Source organism: Streptomyces liliiviolaceus, from assembly GCF_018070025.1.
In the GTDB taxonomy this organism is placed as follows: domain Bacteria; phylum Actinomycetota; class Actinomycetes; order Streptomycetales; family Streptomycetaceae; genus Streptomyces; species Streptomyces liliiviolaceus.
In genome coordinates this window covers 5512460-5532974 of record NZ_JAGPYQ010000001.1, presented here as the reverse complement: position 1 = coordinate 5532974, position 20515 = coordinate 5512460, and the positions used below count along the sequence as shown (strand labels likewise).

Below are 20515 nucleotides of genomic sequence, written 5' to 3'. Positions count from 1 at the left end.
TGTCATCGTGGCCCGCGGTCTGACGGAGGTATGCGGATGACCGGCAGCGAAGAGTCCGTCCTGCTGCACACGGCCGGCCGGGCCGCCCACATCACCCTCAACCGCCCGAGAGCCATCAACGCCCTCGACCACGCCATGGTGCGGCGCGTCGACGAGGCGCTGACCGCGTGGGAGCACGACTCCGCGGTGGAGACGGTCGTCCTCACCGGAGCGGGGGAGCGCGGCCTGTGCGCGGGCGGCGACATCCGTGCCGTCCACGACGACGCCCGCGACGGGGACGGCAGCGCCGCGGCCGCGTTCTGGCGCGACGAGTACCGCCTCAACGCCCGTGTCGCCCGCTGGTCCAAGCCGTACGTCGCCGTCATGGACGGCATCGTCATGGGCGGGGGCGTCGGCATCTCCGCGCACGGCAGCGTCCGGGTCGTCACCGAACGGTCGAGGATCGCCATGCCGGAGACCGGCATCGGCTTCGTGCCCGACGTCGGCGGCACCTACCTGCTCTCCCGCGCCCCGGGCGAACTGGGCACCCGGCTCGCGCTGACGGGCGCTGCGATCGGCGCCGGGGACGCCCTGCTGTGCGGACTCGCCGACCACTGCGTACCGTCCGGCGCCCTTCCGCGCTTCACCGCCGACCTCGCGGAACTGCCCGTGAGGGAAGCGCTGGACCGGCATGCGCGGCCCGCGCCGGAAGGGGAGTTGGCCGGGCAGCGGGAGTGGACCGACTCCTGCTTCGCCGCCGACACGGTAGAGGAGATCGTCCAACGGCTGCTCGACCACGGCGATCCGGCGGCGAAGGAGACCGCGCAGACCCTGCTCGCCAAGTCGCCCACCGCACTGAAGGTCACCCTGGCGGCTGTGCGCCGCGCCGGGCGTCTGGATTCCCTGGAGCGCGTGCTGGAGCAGGAGTACCGCGTCTCCTGCGCGGCCCTGACCACGCCCGACCTGGTAGAGGGCATCCGCGCCCAGGTCATCGACAAGGACCGCAACCCACGCTGGTCACCCCCCACCCTCGCCGAGGTCACCACCACCGACGTGGCACGCTTCTTCGAGCCGCTGGGGAAGCACGGGCCGGAGTTGGAGCTGGGGCGCTGACAGGTAAACGTTCGGTGTGAGCAGGTTCTTGTCGGCTCCTGGTCTTGGGCATGCACCCGTCGAGCGGTAGCGTCACTTCGATACCGACGACGGCAGCACGGAAGCCGGTGGGAAACCGGCACGGTCGCGCCACTGTGAACGGTGTGACTCCCCTGAGGGGAGCGCACCGTGAGTCAGACCCGGGGCCGTCGTCCTGTGCACCACCGAGATGGGACGCGAGTTCCCAGAGGAGGCCCCGTCATGGCGCAGCATGTCGCCCCGCCGAGCACCACCCCCGTCGTGCCCGCCAAACTGCCGCTGAAGGACATCGCTCCCTGGGCGGTCTTCATCGGCGTCCTGATGCTGGTCCTGCTGTACTTCGTCGGCGCCGAGCAGGGCGCCACCTCCGTCGTCTCCGGCGAGAACGTCCATGAATGGGTGCACGACGCACGTCACCTGCTCGGCTTCCCCTGCCACTGACGAGGGGCCCCGCACACCCATGAACTCCGCAACGGTAAGAAACCTGCTCGTGCGGGGCATGCTCGCCGGTCTGGCCGCCGGCGTGCTCGCCCTGATCGTCGCCTACTTCCTCGGCGAGCCGAACGTCGACAGCGCCATCGGCTTCGAGGAGTCCCACGCCGCCGCGCACGAGCACGGGCACGAGGTCGAACTCGTCTCCCGCAGCCTGCAGTCGACCGCCGGCCTCGCCACCGGCGTACTGATCTACGGGGTGGCCTTCGGCGGCATCACCGCCCTCGCCTACTGCTTCGCCCTCGGCCGCGTCGGCAATTTCGGCGCCCGTGCCACGGCACTGCTGCTCTCGGGCGCAGCGCTGCTCGCCGTCTACGTCGTGCCGTTCCTGAAGTACCCGGCCAACCCGCCCGCGGTCGGCGACCCCGACACCATCGGCAAACGGACCACCCTGTACCTCCTCATGATGGTGCTGGCCGTGCTCCTCGCGGTCGCCGCGGTGATCGTCGGCAAGCGGCTCGCACCGAAACTGGGCACCTGGTACGCCACCGTCGTCGCCGTTCTCGGCTTCGTCGTCCTGATCGGACTGGCGTACGCGTTCCTGCCCACCGTCAACGAGGTCCCCGGCGACTTCCCGGCCGCCCTGCTCTGGCGGTTCAGGCTCTCCGCCCTCGCCCTGCAGATCACGCTCTGGTCAGGCTTCGGGCTCGTCTTCGGCGAACTGGCCGAACGGCTGCTCCACCCGAAACCCGCCACGGCATCGGCGGCGAGTGCGGCGGCACCCGCCCCGCACTGACCGGCGGCCGCGCGGACTCACCGGTCCGCGCCCGCTCCGGCGGCCTCCAGCGGCTGCCCGAGCCGCAGGTTCCACCGGCCGCCGCGTCCACTGATCGTGGTGGACGTCAGCGGCGGTACATCGATCCGCCAGAAGGCCGCGGCGGGCGCCGCCAGCACGTGCGTCACCGCGGCCCGTACGACTTCCGGTTCGACGACGGCGAGCGTACGGCCGTCCGTGTCGGGAGAGGACTCCAGCCAGCGCGCCACCCGGCCGCAGAAGTCCGCCACGGACTCCCCGCCGTGCGGTGCGGAGGCCGGATCGGCGAGCCAACCGGCCACGGCCTCCGGTTCGGCCGCGCCGACCTCGGCGAGCGTACGGCCGCGCCAGCGCCCCACGTCCAGTCCCGCCAACTCCGCCGACTCCGCCAGTTCCGCCGTTTTCGCCGTGCCCAGGCCGAGTGCGGCGGCCGTCTCACGGCAACGCACCGAGGGAGAGACCACGACGCGCGCGGCCGACGGCAGGGAGCCGGCCGCGGCACGGGCGCGCGCCTCCCCGTCGGCGTCGATCGAACCCCCGTCGTCGAAGCGTGCCTCACGCAGTGCCGAACTCGTCGCGGGCGAGACGAAAGTGATGCGGTGGGTCATGTGCCCGCTTCCCGCGTCGGATTGCTCAGCATGTCCATGCTGGCGGATGCTACCGCCCGGCTGCGTGCGATCATTGCGTGCGCTTTATGTAGTCGGTTGATGCGTCCGGTCAGCGCCTCATCGGCGCCCCCGTCCGCGCCGCCACCTCTCCCGCCGTCACGCCGGGCGCCCTCTCCACGGTGCTCAGCCCGTCCGCCGCGATGTCGAAGACACCCAGATCGGTGATGACGCGATGGACGCAGGCGCGGCCGGTGAGCGGCAGCGTGCAGGTGTCGACGAGCTTCGGCGTCCCGTCCTTGGCGGTGTGCTCCATCAGCACGATCACCCGGCGGGCTCCGTGGACCAGGTCCATCGCACCCCCCATCCCCTTGATCATCTTTCCTGGGACGCTCCAGTTGGCCAGGTCGCCCGTCGAGGAGACCTGCATGGCACCGAGGACGGCGGTGTCGATGTGACCGCCGCGGATCATGCCGAAGGACAGCGCCGAGTCGAAGAAGGAGGCTCCGGGCAGCACGGTCACGGTCTCCTTGCCGGCGTTGATCAGGTCCGGGTCCACCTCACCCTCCAAGGGGTACGGACCGGTGCCGAGGATGCCGTTCTCCGAGTGCAGGGTCACCCGCACGTCCGAGGACAGATGGTCCGGGATCGTCGTGGGCAGCCCTATGCCCAGATTGACGTACGAGCCGTCGGTCAGTTCCCTGGCGGCGCGGGCCGCCATCTGTGTACGGGTCCAGGCCATCAGCCGCGTACCGTCCTCTTCTCGATCCTTTTGGCGGTGGCCTGTTCCGGGGTCAGGGGCACGACCCGCTGGACGAACACGCCGGGCAGGTGCACCTCGTCGGCAGCGATGTCTCCCGGCTCGACCAGTTCCTCGACCTCCGCGATCGTGACGCGGCCGGCCATGGCGGCAAGGGGGTTGAAGTTGGCGGCGGCCCTGCGGAAGACCAGGTTGCCGTGGGGGTCCCCGCGCCAGGCGCGTACGAGGGCGAAGTCGGTGGTGATGCCGTGTTCGAGGACGTGCGACCGGCCGGCGAACGTCCGGGTCTCCTTCACCGGCGAGGCGACCGCCACCGAACCGTCGCTCGCGTACCGCCACGGCAGTCCGCCGTCGGCGACCTGGGTGCCGACGCCGGCGGGGGTGTAGAACGCCGGAACTCCGGCACCCCCGGCGCGCAGCCGTTCCGCGAGCGTGCCCTGGGGGACCAGTTCGACCTCCAGCTCGCCGGAGAGGTACTGCCGGGCGAACTCCTTGTTCTCGCCCACGTACGAGCCGGTCACCCGGGCGATCCGGCCGGAGGCGAGCAGGATGCCGAGGCCCGCGCCGTCCACACCGCAGTTGTTGGACACGACGGACAGTCCGGTGCTGCCGCGGGCGTGCAGCGCGTCGATCACGACGTTCGGCACACCGCTCAGCCCGAACCCGCCGACGGCCAGCGACGATCCGTCGGCGATGTCATGGACCGCCTCGACGGCGGTCAGGTGCACCTTGTTCACGGACGGGACTCCTTCACGGGCCGGACTCCCTCACGGGTACGCGGAACAGGCGCAGTTGGAGGGCGAGCGTGGCGTAGTAGCCGACCAGTGTGGAGAGTTCGAAGAGAGCGGCCTCGCCCAGGGCGGCGCGGGCGGCCGCGTACCAGTCGTCGTCGAGCGGGTCCGAGGGGGTGGCGAGGGCGCGGGTGGCCGACCACGCGGCGCGCTCGTGCGGGTCGGTGAAGCCCGGATCGGCTCCTTCGCGCAGGGCGCGCACCTGCGCCTCGGTGAGCCCGGCGGCCCTGGCCGGCGGTTCATGGGCGTACCGCTCGAAGTCGCTGTCCCAGACGGCGGCCACGACGAGGACGGCGGTCTCCCGCACCCGGGGCGACAGATCGGTCCGATAACGGATCGCCGCGCCCAGCTCCTGGAGGTCGCGGCCCAGCCGTGGGCTGAACAGCATCGCGTTGAAGGGGCCGTTGAGGCGTCCCTCTGTGTCGGTGAGGGCGAACAGCTGAGGGCCGTCGGAGCGCGGGCCACCGGTGATCTCCTCGTACAGGAGCCGTTGGGCGGGGGAGAGGGCGGCGGGGTGGAGGAGGGGGAGACGGGTGTCGGGGTCGGGTGGGTTCGAGGGCATCGTCATCGCTCCGTACGAGCCGGGGGATCTGCTACCTCGGCCACCTCTGCGGCCTCGCGTGCGAGGGCCATCAGGTCCGCGTCCGTGAGCAGCCGGGCTTCGTGCTTCATGAGGTCGCGGGCCCTGCGCAGGATCTCGTCGACCTGGGCGACCGTGGTGTCGACACCCAGCGCGGTCAGCTTGTCGGCGAGCGTGTACGGGCCGCTGTCGGGGGTGAAGGGGATCTTGCGCGCGTTGCCGACGAGCTTTGGTTCCAGGCAGTTGTGCAGCAGGGGATCGACGGCGGTCTCCTGGGTGATGAGGTCCATCCCGCCCCAGGAGAAGGCGCTCGTGCCGGTCACCGGGTGGTTCCAGGCCAGGTGATATCCCGTCAGCTCCTCGCCCGCACGAGCGAGTTCGGTGAGGCGCTCGGTCCTGATCCCGGTGCGCACCCCGTACAGGGCCTCGAAAGCCATCGCGGTGGCGGCCAGATCGGCGTTGCCGGGGCCGCCGCAGTAGCCGTTGACGGACAGTTCGACGACATCGGCGCCCGCCCGGACGGCGGCGACGGCGCAGGCGACGGCCAGGCCGAACGTGTTGTGCGGGTGCAGGCCGACCTCGACCCCTGGGGCGAGTTCCTTGGTGCGGGTGACCAGTTGGGCGTACGCCTCGGGGCTCATGGCGCCGGGACCGTCGAAGAGGGTGAGTTCGGTGGCGCCCGCGGCCGTCAGCGCGGTGACCGACTCGTCGAGGATCTCGTCGGTGAGGAAGGAGACCATCAGCATCGGGACGACGGCGTCGAGTCCGCGCGAGCGGGCGTGCCGGATCAGGGGCAGGGCGCGGGCGAGAACGTCGGTGCGGCCACGGGGTGTTGAGGGGCCGCGCCAGTCCTCGCCCTGCCAAGCCTGCTGGTAGACGGCCGGGTTGTAGATGAGCGACGCCTCGCCGAGGCCCTGGACCCAGATCTGTACGGCGTCGTAGCCCGCGTCGGCGGCGCGGTCGATGTCCGCGGTGGTGCGCAGCAGGGGCAGCACCGCTCGGCAGTCCGGGTTCTCGCCCTTGATGACCTCGACCTCCGCGCGCAACGCCTTGTCGTCGCGCCCGGCGAGCCCGGTCGTGACCACCTCGCGGACCCCGGCACCGGCGAGCCGGCGCAGATACGCCTCCTTCGCCTCGGTGGAGGCGACGACACCGGGCAGGGTCTCCACCGATCGCAGGGTGGCGTCGCGCAGCCGCACCGACCCGGGCATAGGCCCGCGTACGTCGGGGCGGCGGGTGAGCGGGCTCACCGACCAGCGGCCCGGTTCGTACGCGCCCGGCGAGCGTTTGTCGGCCAGCTCCGCGCGGAAGCGGGTGATCTCCTCGTCGGTGAAGACGGCCGGCTTGTCCATGGATCCCTCCGGAACGGAAACGGAAACGTACGGGAACGGGTCTGACGACGCAGGGGAACGGGTCTGACGACGTGCGCGAACTGGTCTGACGACGTATACGAACGGATCTGGTTGAGCGCCATTCAAGCATCGCCCACGACTTGCTGTCGACACTATCCACTTCACTTCCCCGTCAAGCTGCGTATCTCTGCACCCGTGTTTACTTTCTGTCGACACTAAGTGAAACTGCCGACAGTCGGCCGCTCCGGCGGCAGCACGCTCGGGCGGCGTCACGCCCGCGGCGTCACCCCGGGCCGGCGTTCCATCCCGAGCCCGGACCGGGCTCCGACCAAGGGAGACCTCCGTGACCCAGGACGTGCCCTCCGCACGGCCCGGCCGCCTGGCCGGGCGGGTTGCCGTCATCAGCGGCGCCGGCAGCGTCGGCCCCGGCTGGGGCAACGGCCGTGCCACCGCCGTGATCTTCGCCCGCGAGGGCGCCACCGTGTACCTCACCGACCGGGACGAGGGCGCCCTCGACATCACCGCGGACCGCGTCCGCGCGGAGGGCGGCACCGCACACACCCACCTGCTCGACGTCACCGAACCCGACGCCGTCGAGGCCTACTTCCAGGAAACCGAACGGCAGGCGGGACGCATCGACATCCTCGTCAACAACGTCGGAGGCTCCCGCGCCGGCGGAGCGGCCGAACTGTCCCTGGAGGACTGGGACGGCCAACTGCGCACCAACCTCACGAGCGCCTTCCTGGCCTGCAAGCACGCCGTCCCGATCATGCGGCGCGTGGGCGGTGGCTCGATCGTCAACACCGCCTCGGCGTCCGGACTGCGCTGGACCGGCGCGGCACAGGTGGGTTACGCGGCGGCGAAGGCGGCCGTCATCCAGCTCTCCCGTGTGACGGCCGTCCAGTACGCGCCCGACCGCATCCGGGTGAACACCGTCGTCCCGGGACAGCTGCACACCCCGATGGTCGAGGCGCGCCTGGCCCGTCAGCGTGCCGACGGCGACGTGGACGCACTGCTCGCCCAGCGGCAGGCGCGTATCCCGCTGGGATTCATGGGCGACGGCCGGGACACGGCGTACGCGGCGCTCTTCCTGGCGTCCGACGAGGCCCGGTTCGTCACCGGCACCGAGATCGTCGTCGACGGCGGAATGACGGCGCGCTGTGACTGAGCCCGCCCTCCGTGCGACGCACCCGGCTCCCTCGCCGGGCTGCCCGCCCCCGCACCCGGCTCCGCGCAGACCCACCCTCGTGCTGCCGCCCGGCAGTTGCGACGGGCACTGCCATATCCTCGGCCCCGCCACGGTCTTCCCCTACGCGCCCGAGCGCACCTTCACCCCCGTCGACGCCCCCAAGGAACAGGTCGCGGCCCTCCACGCCCACCTGGGCCTGTCCCGGGCGGTCGTCGTCCAGTCGTCCTGCAACGGCCATGACCACCGCACGCTCCTGGACGCCCTCACAGCAGGCCGTGGCACCCTGCGCGGAGTCGCCCTCGTCGGCGAACGGACCACTCGGGTGGAGATCGAGGAGCTCCACCGTGCCGGAGTCCGCGCGTTCCGGCTCAACTTCCTGCCGCACCTGCGCATCGCGCCCACCCGCGAGGAGATCGACTCCGTGCTGGAACGCGTCGACGGCCTCGGCTGGGCCTGCGAACTCCACCTCACCGGTGCCGAGGTCGCCGACCATGAAGCCCTCATCAGTTCCCTGCCCGGCCGGGTGGTGATCGACCATCTGGCGCGGGTCGACCTCGGCGACGGACCGCACAGCCCCGCGCTGCGCAGCCTGCGCCGCCTCGTCGACTCCGGTGACGTCTGGCTGAAGGTGAGCGGTGTGGACCGGGTCTCCCGGCAGGGGCCGCCCTACGCGGACGCCGTGGCCCTGGCCGCGTCGTTCGTGCGGCAGGCGCCCGACCGGGTCGTGTGGGGGACCGACTACCCCCACGTCAACATCCGGGGCGCCGCGCCGGACGACGGTCTGCTGGTGGACCTGCTCGCCGACATCGCCCCCGACCCCGTCCTCCTGCGCCGCCTCATGGTCGACAACCCGGCCGAACTCTTCGACTTCCCGCCCGTCTCCGGCGATCAGCCCGACTCCGGCGATCCACCCGGCCCGCCCGACTCGCCCGGACCGCCCGACTCGCATGTGGAGCAGCAGACATGAGCGACTTCGACGGAACCTTCCTCACCCGCGACGCCCCCGGCTACGAGGAGACACGGCTCGCCGCCGTCTGGAACCTGCGCAAGCCCGACCGCCGTCCCGACGCCATCCTCGTGGCCGCGGGTGACCGTGACGTCCAGGCGGGAGTGCGCTGGGCCGCGGCCCGCGGACTGCGCGTCTCCGTCCGCTCCGGCGGCCACAGCTGGATAGGCAACGGGGTACGGGACGGCGGGCTGCTCATCGACCTCTCCGCCCTGGACGAGGTCGTCGTCGACGCCCGTCGGCGCCGGGCCACCGTCCGCCCCGCCGTCCAGGGCAGCCGCTTCAACGCCCTGCTCGCCGCCGAGGGACTGGTCTTCCCCAGCGGCCACTGCCCCTCCGTGGGCGTGGGCGGATTCCTGATAGGCGGCGGCTACGGCTGGAACTCCCGGGCGCTGGGACCGGCCTGCTTCAGCGTGGAGGCGGTCGACGCCGTCCTCGCCGACGGCACCCTGGTCCACGCCACCGACGAGACCCACCCGGACCTCATGTGGGCCGTACGCGGCTCGGGACCGGGCTTCTTCGCGGTGGTGACGCGCTTCCACCTGCGGGTGTATCCGGCGTACGAGCAGATCCTGCGCAGCGCGTACGTCTTCCCGCACGAGCTGCGCGACGAGGTGCTGGCCTGGACCCACGAGACCGTGCCGGGGATCTCCGACTCCCTGGAGATGTCGGCGAAGGTCGCCCGCACGCCGGGCGTACCGCGGCCCACCACGATGGTCACGGCTGCCGCCTTCTGCACCCCGGAGGAGGGCCCGGAGATGCTGGAACCCCTGGAGAAGGCACCCTTCCTGCGCCATGCGCTGCGCAGGGTGGAGCGGGTGCCGTCGACCCTGGACGACCTGTACGCCCTCTCCGACGGGCTGACCCCCCGCGGCAGACGCTATGCGGTCGACGGAGTGTGGACGGACGCGCCTGTTCACGACGTGCTCGCCGCCGGACGCGAGGTCCTGGACGGACTGCCCGGGCCGGACAGCTTCCTGCTCTGGATGCTCTGGGGCGGCCGGCCGACCCGGGAGAACGCCTGCTGGTCCACGCAGGCCCGGCTGTACTTCTCGCCGAACGCCGTGTGGCACGACCCCGCCGACGACCTGCGCCACGAGACCTGGGCGCACGACGCGCTGCGCGCCATGGCGCCGGTCGCGCACGGCACCCAGTTCGCCGACGCCAATCCGGCCGACCGTCCCGACCACGGGCTGGAACCGCGGCAGACCGTACGACTGGAGGAACTGCGGCGCCGGTACGACCCCGAGGGGCTGTTCCGCTCGTACCTGTCGCCCGAGGAGTCGACGACAGCGCTGGCCGCACACCGGAGCCAGGGCAAGCACCCCACAAACCTGCTCTAGTGTCGACAGAAAGCCGAAATTATCGACGTACGGCCTCTTGACCTCCATTTTGTGTCGACAGTACCGTTCTGAATGTCTGCACCACCCAAGGAGCCACACTTGCCCAGGACGCCCGATCCCCATCCTGCCCCGTCCCCGCGTGGAGCTGTCGGCGGAGATTTCACCGGCGCTCTCCTCCGCCGTGGCGACGCGGGTTACGAGAAGACCCGTCTCGACGCCGTGTGGAACGCGCGCAAACCGGACCGGTTCCCCGAGGTCGTCGTCGTCGCCGAGGACGAGCGGGACGTCGTCCTGGCCGTACGGCTGGCCCGGGCCGAAGGCCTGCGCGTCTCCGTCCGCTCCGGCGGGCACAGCTGGGTCGGCAACGGCGTACGGGACGGCGGACTGCTGATCGACCTGTCCCGTCTCCAGGGGATCAGCGTCGACCCGCACGGCCGCACCGCCGCCGTCCAGCCCTCCGCCAAGGGGCCGGCGATCCAGCGGGCCCTCGCCCCGCACGGGCTGTTCTTCCCGACCGGTCACGCACCCACCGTCGGCATCGGAGGCTTCATCCTCGGCGGTGGCTACGGCTGGAACTCCCGCCACCTGGGGCCGGCCTGTCTGAGCATCCGCGCGATCGACGTGGTCCTCGCCGACGGCACGCAGGTGCACGCCACCGACGAGACCCACCCCGACCTGCTGTGGGCGGCACGGGGCAGCGGTCCCGGCTTCTTCGGTGTCGTCACCCGCTTCCACCTGGACGTCCACGAACGGCCGACCGAGATCCGGCGTACGGTGCACAGCTACCCCCTGGCCCTGCGCGACGAGGTGCTCGCCTGGTCCTACGACCTGCTGGAACGACTGCCCAGCACCGTGGAGTTCTCCGCCAAGGTCGGCTTCACCCCCGGCCTCAGTGCCCCGGCGATCTCCCTGACCGCCACCGCCTTCTGCACCCCCGCACACGGTCCCGAGGCACTGGCCCCGCTGGAGGAAGCCCCCTTCCGGGACCGGGCCCTGCGTGCCGTGGTCGGCGAACCGACCACCATCGACGAGCTGTACGACATCGCCGACCGCCTCAACCCCGAGGGCCTGCGCTGGGCCGTGGACGGTGTGTGGACGGAGGGCACGGCCGAGGAGATCGTCGGTGCCGCCCGGCCGGTGCTGGACACCATCCCCGACGGGACCAGCTTCGTCCTGTGGATGCTGTGGGGCCACTACCCGCCGCGCCCCGAAGCCTGCTGGTCGGCCCAGGCCAAGGCCTATCTCTCGCCCAACGCCGGCTGGTACGACCCGGCCGAGGACCTCGCGCACGAGAACTGGGTGCACGGCTCGCTGTCCGCCGTACAACACCTGTCCCGGGGCCTGCAGTTCTCCGACAACAACCTCGCCGACCGCTTCGACCTCGGCCTCAGCGCCGAGAACGCCGAACGGCTGGAGAGGCTCCGTGCCGTCCACGACCCCGACGGACTCTTCCGTACCTATATGACCCCGGCCGAGTCGACCACCGCCTACGCGGTCGCCGGCCGCGCGTGACGCCGTACGCCTTGTGCCGTGCCGTGCGTCCTGTGCCTGACGAACACCGCGCCTGAAGCCGTACGGCCCGCGCGGTCCGCCACCCGTACGGGCGACCGCCTCGCCCGGAGAGCCGCATTCGCCCGTGGGGCCGCATCCACGGGCCGCCGCAACTGTGCAAAGGAGCACACCCTCATGCCGAAGAGCACGCGAAGCATCAGAAGCACGAGCAGCGTCAGAAGCGCCAGCAGCACGCGAACTGCGGGAATCGGCAGAAGCACGAGAAACCCGTTCGGTCGTCTCGCCGTCGGCGTGGTGACGCTGGTGGTCGCCGCCCCGCTCGCCGCCTGCGGGTCGGGTGACGCCACCTCGGCCGGCAGCGACGGATCGGCGAAGATCACCGTGCTGCGCTCCAACGGAGCGCTGTTCGAGCCGCTGTACATCGCCGAGCAGCAGGGCTACTTCGAGGACGCGGGCCTCGACGTCACCATCAAGGCCGGCGCCCAGGACACCTCGCAGAACGCCCCCTCCGTCCTCAACGGCGAAGCCCAGTTCGCGATGACCGACAGCTCCGGCTTCCTCAAGGGCGCCGCGAAGAACATGCCGATCCGCATCGCCACCGGGCTGGTGTCCGCCACGACGAAGACCGACCCCACCGACGGCCTGCTGGTCAAGAAGAGCAGTTCCATCAAGGGGTTCGCCGACCTGGAGGGCAGGACCGTGGGGCTGTCCGCCCTCGGCGGCACGATCCAGTTCATCGTCGAGTACCTGGTCGAGAAGGAGGGCGGCGACCCCGGCAAGGTCAAGTTCGTCTCCCTGCCGACCACTTCCCTCACCGACGCCGCCACCACCGGCAAGACGGACGCCGTCTACTCCTTCGGGGCCTTCTTCGCGGCCGGCGAGCAGGCAGGTCTGCGCGCCATCGGCAACGGGATGAACGACCTGCCCGGCATCACCCAGGGCGTGCTCTTCGCCACGCAGAAGTACCTGTCCTCGAACTCCGCCACGGCGAAGAAGTTCACCGACGCCGTCGCCAAGGCGATCACCTACGCCAACGCGCACCCCGACGCCGTCAAGGCGATCGACAAGAAGTACACCCAGCTGCCCGCGGACTACATCGAGAAGTCGCAGATCGCCTACTACGACAAGAACATCAACACCACCGTGATGCGCACCGTCATCACGAAGATGCACGGCTACGACCTGCTCAGCAGCGCCCCGAAGGACGACGCCATCTACTGGGACAAGGCTCCGACGGTCACCGCCGGCAGCTGAGAGCGGCAGAGGTACACCATGGCCATCTCATCGACGGACCGGCCCCCGGCGGCACCGGCCCGAAAACGCCCCGCCCCATCCACTCGGGGCACCTGGCGCACCCGGGCCGGGAATCCGGGGCGCCGCGTGCTCCTGATGCTCCAACTCTCCGCCGTCCTCGCCGTCCTGCTGATCTGGGCGGCGCTCGCGGCGGCCGGGCTGGTGAGCGCGACCGCGCTGCCCGGCCCGACGGCGGTGTTCGGGCAGTTCCCGCAGTTGTTCGGCGACCCCGTCTACTGGCAGGCGGTGGGGGACACCCTCGACGGAGCCGTGACCGGCTTCGTCGCCGCCGCCGTCATCGGCGTACCGCTGGGCCTGGTCACGGGTACCTACGCGGCGGCCGAGCAGTCGTCCCGGCTGCTCGTCGACGTCCTGCGGTCCTTCCCGGTCATCGCCCTGCTGCCGGTGTTCCTGCTGGTGCTGGGGTCGACCCCGACGATGAAGACCACCGTCGTCCTCCTCGCCTGTGTCTTTCCCGTCTTCCTCCAGGCCCAGTACGGCGCCCGGTCCGTGACCCCGATGATCGCGGAGACCATGGACAGCTACCGCGTCCCCCGGCTGCTGCGCTTCCGCAAGGTGATCCTGCCCAGCGCCACGCCCTCGGTCATGACCGGACTGCGGCTGGCGGCGACGACCTCCGTGCTCGTGGCCATCGGCGTCGAGGTGCTCACCACTCTCCCGGGCATCGGCCACGAGGTCGTGCAGGCGCAGCAGGGCGGCGCCGCGTCCCGGGCGTACGCCTACATCATCACCGCGGGCGCGATCGGCTACTCGATCAACCTGCTGTCCACGATCGCCGAACGTCGTCTGCTGCGCTGGCGTCCGCCGACCCACACCGACTGACGAGGGGAGACACCATGTCCACGCGTTCTCCGGGCGCCCTGTGGCAGTCCCTGCTCAAGCAGTTGTGGCTGCCGGTCCTGTGCGTCGCCGTCCTCCTGCTCGCCACCGCGGGCAGCACCAGCTTCTACTTCCCGCCCGCCACCGATGTGCTCGCCACCCTGTGGCGGGAACTCCTGCACGGCGGACTCGTCGGCGACCTGCTGTTCTCCCTGCGCAACATCGCACTCGGTCTGGCCCTCGCCACGGTCGTGGGTGTCGGCGCGGGCCTCGTCATCGGCGAGATCGACCTGCTGCGACAGGCGACCGCCCCGCTCCTGGACTTCGCCCGGGCCACCCCGACCGTGGCGTTCGTCCCGGTCATCATCCTGACCCTGGGCATCGGCTCCGGTCCGAAGGTCTTCCTCATCGCCCTCGGTTCGCTCTGGCCGATCCTGCTCAACACCATCAGCGGGGTGCACGGCATCAACCCGGCCGTGCACGAGACCGCCCGCGGCTACCGCATCCCCTGGAGACTGCGGTTGTTGAAAGTGGTGCTTCCCGGCGCCCTGCCGCAGATCTTCGCCGGTATCCGCGTGGCCCTGTCGATCGCGGTGGTCCTGATGGTCGTCAGCGAGATCTACGGATCACCGGTGGGCCTGGGCAACTTCATCCTGCAGAGCGGTTCGAGTTTCGCCGTCCCGGAGACCTGGGCCGGCACCGTGCTGATCGGCATCCTCGGCTACGGCCTGAGCGTGCTCCTCCTGGCGGCCGAGTACATGCTCCTCGGCTGGTACCACCAGCGTCCGCCGCGTGCCAGGCGGTCCATGTCCCGAACCATGTCCCGAAGCGAGGCCAAGACATGATGCAGCGACACGTGAAGGCGGGCGGGGGCGGATCCAGCCTGGTCGTGGAGGACGTCTGCAAGACGTTCGGCCACGGCGCGGACGAGCACCGGGTGATCGAGGGCCTTTCGCTGCGGGTCGACCCCGGTGAACTCGTCTGTGTCGTCGGTCCGTCCGGCGCCGGCAAGACCACCCTGCTGCGCTGTCTGTCCGGTCTGATCCGCCCCACCACGGGCACGATCCGCTACGGCGACGAACTCCTCACCCGCCCGCACGCCGACATCGCGGTCGTCTTCCAGGACTACCGCGGTTCCCTGCTGCCCTGGATGCGGGTACGGGACAACGTGGCCTTCCCCCTGGAGGGGATGGGGGTCACGCGCGCCGAACGCAACCGGCGGGCCGAGGAATGCCTGGGCGCCGTCGGCCTGGCGGACGTCGGCGACAAGTACCCCTGGCAGCTCTCGGGCGGTATGCAGCAGCGGGTGGCCATCGCCCGCGGACTCGCGTACGAGGCGCCCGTACTGCTGATGGACGAACCCTTCGGGTCGGTCGACGCCCAGTCCCGCTTCGACCTGGAGGATCTGACCCTCTCGCTCCGCGCCGACCTAGGCATCACCGTCGTCCTCGTCACCCACGACATCGACGAGGCCGTCTACCTCGGTGACCGCGTGGTCGTCATCGGCGGCCGTCCGACCACTGTCGTCGACAACCTCCAGGTCGACCTGGGCGCCGACCGCGACCAGATCACCACCCGCGCCGACCCCCGCTTCACCGACCTGCGGACCCGGGTCCTGACCATGATCCGCGAGGCACAAGGGCAAGGGCAGGGGCAGGAACAGGGAGGGGGAGGGGGTGGAACGTCGGCCGCGGGGACCTCGGCGCCGACCGAGCCGACGCACGACCTGTCGTCAGGTGGGACCACGGGCGGCACCACAGACGGCAGCACGGGTGACACCCGGCGGGGCGAGGGCCCGGCCCGGGAGAAGACCGTACGGGCGGTGCGCTGACCGATGACCCGCTTCGACCACGTGGGCATCTCCGTGCCCGACCTGGAGGCCGCCACCGCCTGGTACTGCGCTGCGCTGGACCTCACCGCGGCCCCGGTGTTCGCGATTCCGGGCACCGATCTGCGCGGGGTCATGCTCCTGCACGCCGCCAGCGGGTACCGCATCGAACTGCTGCACCGCCCCTCGGCCCGCCCGGGCCCGGCACCAGGCAGTGCCCTCGACGCGGCGGGCACACACGGCTTCGGCCATATGTGCCTGTGCGTCGAGGACGTGGCGGCGGAGTTCGCACGGCTCGTCGAGGCCGGAGCCGGGGTGAGCATGACTCCGCGGCCGGCCCCACGCCCCGGAGCCGTCATGGCCTTCGTCACCGACCCCTACGGCAACCTCATCGAACTGCTCGACCGCGACTGAGGAGCCCGGTCCGTCGGACCGGCATCAGGATCGCCGCCCCCGAGCGGTGGCTCCCCGAGCTGCGGTTCCCGGAGCGGCGGTTCCCGGAGCGGTCCGGCAGACGGACGCGACCGGCGCGCGTGCGGATCCACCACTCCGGTCACATGCCGGGCGCCGCGCGCCCGCCCGCCGGGAGCTTCGCCGCCTTCGCCGACCCGTCACGCAAGGGCAGCCAGCCGCCCGGGAGTACTCCCGCTCTCTCCGCCCGCACTGGGCGACGTGGGGCCGCTTCACCCGTTCATGGTTGCGCTCTGTCTTGGCCATGTGCCGAAGCCGAAGCCGAAGCCGAGCGTCGACCGAGCCCTTCGCATCCGGCCGGTCGGGCTCGGCCCGGCCCGGCCCGGCTCGGTCGCGGACTTGGTCGCGAACTTGGCCGGTCAGAGACGCTCCGGTTGCCTCACGGACCTGCCCGCCCCTAATGTGAATGCGCTTTCATCGACATGCATGCATCACAAGAGACGGGGGCCTGACCCATGAACGGCGCCGCATCGTGAACGCGATTCCCACGGTGTACGACGTGGCCGAACGCTCCGGAGTGTCCATCGCCACGGTGTCCAGGGTGTACCGCAGCCCCGACTCCGTACGCGCCGCCACTCGCGAACGCGTGCTGGCGGCGGCGAGCGAGCTGGGATACGTGCCCAGCGGCAACGCCCGTGGTCTCGCCAGCCGTTCCACCGGTGTCCTCGGCCTGTGCTTCCCGGACTACTCCGACCCCGACACGGTCGGCGCCGAGGACGACGACGCCGCGATGCTCTACTCGGACCAGATCATCCGGGGCATGGAACGCGCGGCCCGCCGGCACGGGTACGCGCTGCTGATCGCGGCCTCCCTCGCCGGGGGCCCGGAGAGCCTCGTCGCCCAGGTCGCCGGCCGGGTGGACGGCTTCGCCGTGATGGCCCGCACGGTGCCGACGGAGGAACTCGAAGCGATCTCCCGGCGCCGACCGGTCGTGATGCTCGCCGGCCCCCGTGCGCAGGACCCCTCCCTGGACCATCTCGACCACGTCGAGGTCGCCAACGAGGACGGCCAGTACGAGCTGACCCGGCACCTGGTCCACGACCACGGGCTGCGCCGCCTCGCCTACGTGGGACTCGTGGACGACTCACCGGACGTCGAGGCACGGTTCCGGGGCTTCCGCCGGGCCTGCGTCGAGGCGGGTGTCGAGGCGGGTGTCGAGGCCTCCGTCGCACCGGCCCTGCGCATGCCGATGATGACCCAGGCCGAGGGCGCCCGCGCCGCCCGCCTGCTGTGCGAGGGAAGCGGCGAGCGCCCCGAGGCGTTCGTGTTCGCCAACGACCAGATGGCGGTGGGCGCGCTCCAGGAGCTCGAACGCCGTGGCCTGCGCGTACCCGACGACGTCGTCGTGACCGGCTTCGACGGCATCCCGCTGAGTCGCATGGTGCGCCCCGCCTTGACCACCGTGCGACAGCCGATGGTGCGCATGGGGGAGGAGGCCGTCGACCTGCTCGTACAGCGGCTGAGCGGACGGCCTCCGCAGGAGCCCGTCTCCCTGATGCTGCCGGTCAGTGTGGCCCGCCGGGCGAGCTGCGGCTGTGAGGAGACGACGGTCCTGCCGACGGTCGTCTGACGTTCGGCGCGGTAGGCGCGTTCGGCACGTTCGTCCGGTGGCCCACGGTCCGGTGCCGGAGCCTTCGTGCCGGAGCCTTCGTGTCGGACCCTTTGCGCCGGACCCTACGCGCCAGAGCTTTCGCGCCAGACCCTTCGTGTCAGTGCCTCCCGCTACGGTTCGACCATGACCGCTGCCATGGCATCCGAAACGCAGATCCGATTACGGCTGTTCCGCGACGAGGCGATCGCGCGCGGCGTCCCGGCCGACGACGTCGAGCGATGGACGACCCTCGCCCGCCCGTGCGCGACGCTGACGCGGGACGAGGGCGGACAAGGCCCGGTCGTGGGCCGGTTCGGCGGTCCGCTCCTGCTTCCGGCGGACCTACCGGATCCCGAGCACCCCTTCGTCGCCTCCATCGACCTCGCGGCCCTGCCCGCCGACGCGACGGACCTTCCGCTGCCCGCCGACGGTCACCTGCTGCTGTTCGCCTTCCCCGAGACGGCGGACGACCACGAGACCATGGGGAGCGCGGTGTACGTCCCCGCGGGCACGGTCGTGGTGGAACGGGACAGCCACGCCTGGAACCCCTACGACTTCGACGACTACGAGGCGATGTTCCAGGAGTTCCCGCAAGGGACGCTGCGGGCGACCACCGAGGTCTCGTTGCCGTACCACCACGCGGTCGACATCCCCGAGAAGCCGGGGAGCGGGCCGCTTCCCGGACATCCGCGCTCGGAGGAACTCGTCGCGGCCTGGGAGCACACCCGGGACACCATCGCCCCCGAAGGGCCGCTGCAGATCGGGGGATACGCCAACGAGGAGGTGGTCCACACCGATCCGGTCTCCGGTGCCGTGTCCAGGGTGGTGCGGGCGGCGCAGGCGGGCCACTGGGACGGACCGGTCTCGGACGATGTCGCGGACTGGGTGCTGCTGGCGGACTGGCAGGCGGGGATGGACGTACAGGGCTGGGAGAGTTCCTCCGTCCACTGGGTGATCCAGCGGACGGATCTGGCGGCGCGGCGCTTCGACCGGACGTTCACCGCGGTGTTCTGGAACCCCTGATCCGGGTCGCGTCCGGATCAGGGTGCCGGAACCGGATCCCGGAGCAGGAGCTCAGAGCGTTCGGATCAGCTCGTCCAGCATGCGGTCGGCGGCGCCCACGGCCACCGAGAGATGGCCCTCACCCTCTTCGAGGTGGGCCACGGCCCGCGGAAGGTTCGCGGCGAGCCACTGCCCGTGGGCGAACGGCACCATCAGGTCTTCGCTGCCCTGCCAGACGAAGCCGGGCACCGTGATCTCCTCCAGCGAGAACCCCCAGGGCCTGGTGAACGCGAGGTCGTCATCGAGCCAGCCGTCCACACCGAGCCGCAGTCCCTCCGCGAAGTTCGCGGCCAGGTCCTCGCCGAGTTCCTCCGTCAGCGCGGCCCGGTCGATCGGGGAGAGGATGCTCCGCATACCGGCGATCAGCCCTGCCGCGTCGGTGTCGCGCAGTCCGGCCGCCTCCCTCTCCAAGTACGGGCGCAGCGCGGCCTCCCCTCGTACGGTCAGCCCGAACTCCTCGATGTTCCCCTCGCCCATGCCGGCCAGGAAGTCCACCTCCGGCAAGCCGTACGGCGCGACCCCGGCGATGACGAGGACTCCGGCCACCCGGTCGGGCAGCCGTGCCGCCGTGGCCAGGGCGTGCGGCCCGCCGCCCGACCAGCCGCTGACCAGGCAGCGCGGCGCACCGAGGTGGTCGAGCACGGCCCGCACGTCCGGGACCACGTCCACGACGGCGCGTCCCGGCGCGCGCGTGGACGCGCCGTACCCGGCACGGGAAAAGGTCACGAACCGCAGCCCGCGTTCGTGAGCGGCGCGCTCCATGGAACGGATCGGCCGCACGCTGCCGGGCGTGCCGTGGTGGAAGAGCAGCGGGATTCCGTCCGCGGGCCCGGTCACGGCCATGTCGAGCTGTCGCCCGTCGAGCGTCGAGATGGTTGTCATGAGGGGAAGTGTGCACGAGCCGACACGTCAACTGCGTCCGGTAGCCCGGTTACTTCCGCCCACCTTCACTTCATCCACGATTCGAAGAACTCGGATGTGACGTGCGCCAGTTGTCGTCGCTGCTCGGCCTCGCCCGGGTAGGCGGAGTGCCCGGCGTCAAGAACCTCCAGTCGACGCGGACCGGCGAGCGCGTTGTGCACCGCGAACTGGCCCGGCGGCGGCACGACCGGGTCGAACAGGGCGCAGGCGGACAGCACCGGGATACGCAGATGTGTTGCCGCGGTCGCCGCGTCGAAGTACGCGAGGACGTCGAGGGCTTCCGGATGCCGACGGACGTGGGCGCGTACGGACTCGCCGCTGCCGGTGCAGGGGAGGGTGCACCGCAGTGGGTGGTTCCCGAAGGTCGGCACGGTCAGTGCGGCCGCGGCGAACCGGTCGTCCCAGGGCAGCGCCAGCGCACCGATCCCGCCGCCGAAGCTCTCGCCGAGGTATCCCAGCCGCTCGCCGTCCAGGGTGGGCGAGGGAACCAGTTCCAGCAGGGCCGAGGCGGCGCCCCACACCGCCGTGACGCAGTCGCCGATGACGTAGGTGTCCCGCGAGCCGATGCCGTGCAGCACGTGCCCGTCCGGGTCCGAGGGCACTCCCGGCCGCAGGCCGAGGGCGGGGAGGCCGGGCGCGATCGGCAGGATCGCCGCGGATTCCGGCAGCGGCAGCGGGAGGTCGGCGCCGACGTCCTGGCGCCCGCCGTAGCCGTGCCCGATGACAAAGCCATGGCGTACGGGCCCGTCGCACGGTAGCGCCAGCAAAGCGGAACACCTGCCGCCGAGCGCGTCGTAGGAGACCTCGTGCACGCGGAAGCCGTCGAGCTCCTCCACGACATCGCCGAGCACCGACCGCGGCGCCACCCGCGCCGCGGCGTCCCACAGCCCCCGCCAGAACCCACCGAAGTCCCCCGGCGCCCCCGGCACCCCCACACCCAACAACTCCTCAACCCCGTACCCGGAGCCCGGCTCACCCACAGAAAAGCGAAAAGAAAAAGCCACACACGGACTGT

Annotated in this window: 21 protein-coding genes and 1 riboswitch; of the genes, 14 read left to right on the top strand and 7 right to left on the bottom strand. The window is 71.3% G+C overall.

The window, feature by feature from the left end:
- Positions 1–36: 36 nt before the first annotated feature.
- The 3 genes from J8N05_RS24075 (at position 37) to J8N05_RS24065 (ending at position 2338) form a co-directional block, all read left to right on the top strand.
- Positions 37–1092, top strand: a complete 1056-nt coding sequence (locus tag J8N05_RS24075; protein ID WP_210885847.1) for an enoyl-CoA hydratase/isomerase family protein — start codon at positions 37–39, stop codon at positions 1090–1092.
- Positions 1093–1165: 73 nt separating this feature from the next.
- Positions 1166–1296: riboswitch (cobalamin riboswitch) on the top strand.
- A gap of 36 nt (positions 1297–1332) precedes the next feature.
- A complete protein-coding gene (locus J8N05_RS24070; RefSeq protein ID WP_210885845.1) occupies positions 1333–1551 on the top strand; it encodes a CbtB domain-containing protein in 219 nt (72 codons plus the stop codon).
- A 19-nt stretch (positions 1552–1570) separates the two neighbouring features.
- Positions 1571–2338: a CbtA family protein gene (locus J8N05_RS24065; RefSeq protein WP_210885843.1), complete on the top strand. Its 768-nt coding sequence runs from the start codon at positions 1571–1573 to the stop codon at positions 2336–2338.
- A gap of 17 nt (positions 2339–2355) precedes the next feature.
- Here J8N05_RS24065 and J8N05_RS24060 read toward each other — a convergent pair whose 3' ends face one another.
- From J8N05_RS24060 to J8N05_RS24040, 5 genes are all read right to left on the bottom strand, one after another.
- A complete protein-coding gene (locus J8N05_RS24060; RefSeq protein WP_210885840.1) occupies positions 2356–2964 on the bottom strand; it encodes a histidine phosphatase family protein in 609 nt (202 codons plus the stop codon).
- A 109-nt stretch (positions 2965–3073) separates the two neighbouring features.
- Complete coding sequence (locus J8N05_RS24055; protein ID WP_210885838.1) at positions 3074–3703, bottom strand: CoA transferase subunit B; 630 nt, start codon at positions 3701–3703, stop codon at positions 3074–3076.
- The gene (locus tag J8N05_RS24050; RefSeq protein ID WP_210885835.1) at positions 3703–4458 is read right to left on the bottom strand and encodes a CoA transferase subunit A; all 756 of its coding nucleotides are present in this window, start codon (positions 4456–4458) and stop codon (positions 3703–3705) included. The genes J8N05_RS24055 and J8N05_RS24050 overlap by 1 nt, the downstream gene beginning before the upstream one ends.
- A gap of 13 nt (positions 4459–4471) precedes the next feature.
- Entirely contained in the window at positions 4472–5074 is a 603-nt protein-coding gene (locus J8N05_RS24045) for a carboxymuconolactone decarboxylase family protein (RefSeq protein ID WP_210885831.1), read from the bottom strand.
- 2 nt (positions 5075–5076) lie between these two features.
- The gene (locus J8N05_RS24040; protein ID WP_210885829.1) at positions 5077–6444 is read right to left on the bottom strand and encodes a hypothetical protein; all 1368 of its coding nucleotides are present in this window, start codon (positions 6442–6444) and stop codon (positions 5077–5079) included.
- A 343-nt stretch (positions 6445–6787) separates the two neighbouring features.
- On the opposite strand from J8N05_RS24040, the gene J8N05_RS24035 reads away from it, so the two are divergent.
- The 11 genes from J8N05_RS24035 to J8N05_RS23985 all read left to right on the top strand — a co-directional run bounded on the left by J8N05_RS24035 (position 6788) and on the right by J8N05_RS23985 (position 18540).
- Positions 6788–7612, top strand: coding sequence for an SDR family NAD(P)-dependent oxidoreductase (locus tag J8N05_RS24035; protein WP_210885826.1), 825 nt, complete (start codon positions 6788–6790; stop codon positions 7610–7612).
- The gene (locus tag J8N05_RS24030; protein ID WP_210885824.1) at positions 7605–8600 is read left to right on the top strand and encodes an amidohydrolase family protein; all 996 of its coding nucleotides are present in this window, start codon (positions 7605–7607) and stop codon (positions 8598–8600) included. Before J8N05_RS24035 ends, J8N05_RS24030 begins: the two co-directional genes overlap by 8 nt.
- Entirely contained in the window at positions 8597–9982 is a 1386-nt protein-coding gene (locus tag J8N05_RS24025; RefSeq protein ID WP_210885821.1) for an FAD-binding oxidoreductase, read from the top strand. The genes J8N05_RS24030 and J8N05_RS24025 overlap by 4 nt, the downstream gene beginning before the upstream one ends.
- Before the next feature lie 99 nt (positions 9983–10081).
- The gene (locus tag J8N05_RS24020; RefSeq protein ID WP_247706445.1) at positions 10082–11494 is read left to right on the top strand and encodes an FAD-binding oxidoreductase; all 1413 of its coding nucleotides are present in this window, start codon (positions 10082–10084) and stop codon (positions 11492–11494) included.
- Positions 11495–11668: 174 nt separating this feature from the next.
- Positions 11669–12748 carry an ABC transporter substrate-binding protein gene (locus J8N05_RS24015; protein ID WP_210885817.1) on the top strand — a complete coding sequence of 360 codons (1080 nt, stop codon included), beginning with the start codon at positions 11669–11671 and terminating at the stop codon, positions 12746–12748.
- A 135-nt stretch (positions 12749–12883) separates the two neighbouring features.
- Positions 12884–13630: an ABC transporter permease gene (locus tag J8N05_RS24010; RefSeq protein WP_210885816.1), complete on the top strand. Its 747-nt coding sequence runs from the start codon at positions 12884–12886 to the stop codon at positions 13628–13630.
- 14 nt (positions 13631–13644) lie between these two features.
- Positions 13645–14472, top strand: a complete 828-nt coding sequence (locus J8N05_RS24005) for an ABC transporter permease (protein WP_210885814.1) — start codon at positions 13645–13647, stop codon at positions 14470–14472.
- The gene (locus tag J8N05_RS24000) at positions 14469–15458 is read left to right on the top strand and encodes an ABC transporter ATP-binding protein (protein WP_247706444.1); all 990 of its coding nucleotides are present in this window, start codon (positions 14469–14471) and stop codon (positions 15456–15458) included. The genes J8N05_RS24005 and J8N05_RS24000 overlap by 4 nt, the downstream gene beginning before the upstream one ends.
- A gap of 3 nt (positions 15459–15461) precedes the next feature.
- Positions 15462–15869: a VOC family protein gene (locus J8N05_RS23995; protein ID WP_210885813.1), complete on the top strand. Its 408-nt coding sequence runs from the start codon at positions 15462–15464 to the stop codon at positions 15867–15869.
- 529 nt (positions 15870–16398) lie between these two features.
- Complete coding sequence (locus J8N05_RS23990; RefSeq protein WP_247706443.1) at positions 16399–17496, top strand: LacI family DNA-binding transcriptional regulator; 1098 nt, start codon at positions 16399–16401, stop codon at positions 17494–17496.
- Between the two features lie 165 nt (positions 17497–17661).
- A complete protein-coding gene (locus tag J8N05_RS23985) occupies positions 17662–18540 on the top strand; it encodes a DUF1963 domain-containing protein (RefSeq protein WP_247706442.1) in 879 nt (292 codons plus the stop codon).
- Between the two features lie 51 nt (positions 18541–18591).
- On the opposite strand, the gene J8N05_RS23980 is transcribed toward J8N05_RS23985, so the two are convergent.
- Together J8N05_RS23980 and J8N05_RS23975 are read right to left on the bottom strand one after the other, a co-directional pair.
- Positions 18592–19461: an alpha/beta fold hydrolase gene (locus J8N05_RS23980; RefSeq protein ID WP_210885809.1), complete on the bottom strand. Its 870-nt coding sequence runs from the start codon at positions 19459–19461 to the stop codon at positions 18592–18594.
- Positions 19462–19526: 65 nt separating this feature from the next.
- Complete coding sequence (locus J8N05_RS23975) at positions 19527–20441, bottom strand: acetylxylan esterase (RefSeq protein ID WP_210890343.1); 915 nt, start codon at positions 20439–20441, stop codon at positions 19527–19529.
- Between the last annotated feature and the right edge of the window lie 74 nt (positions 20442–20515).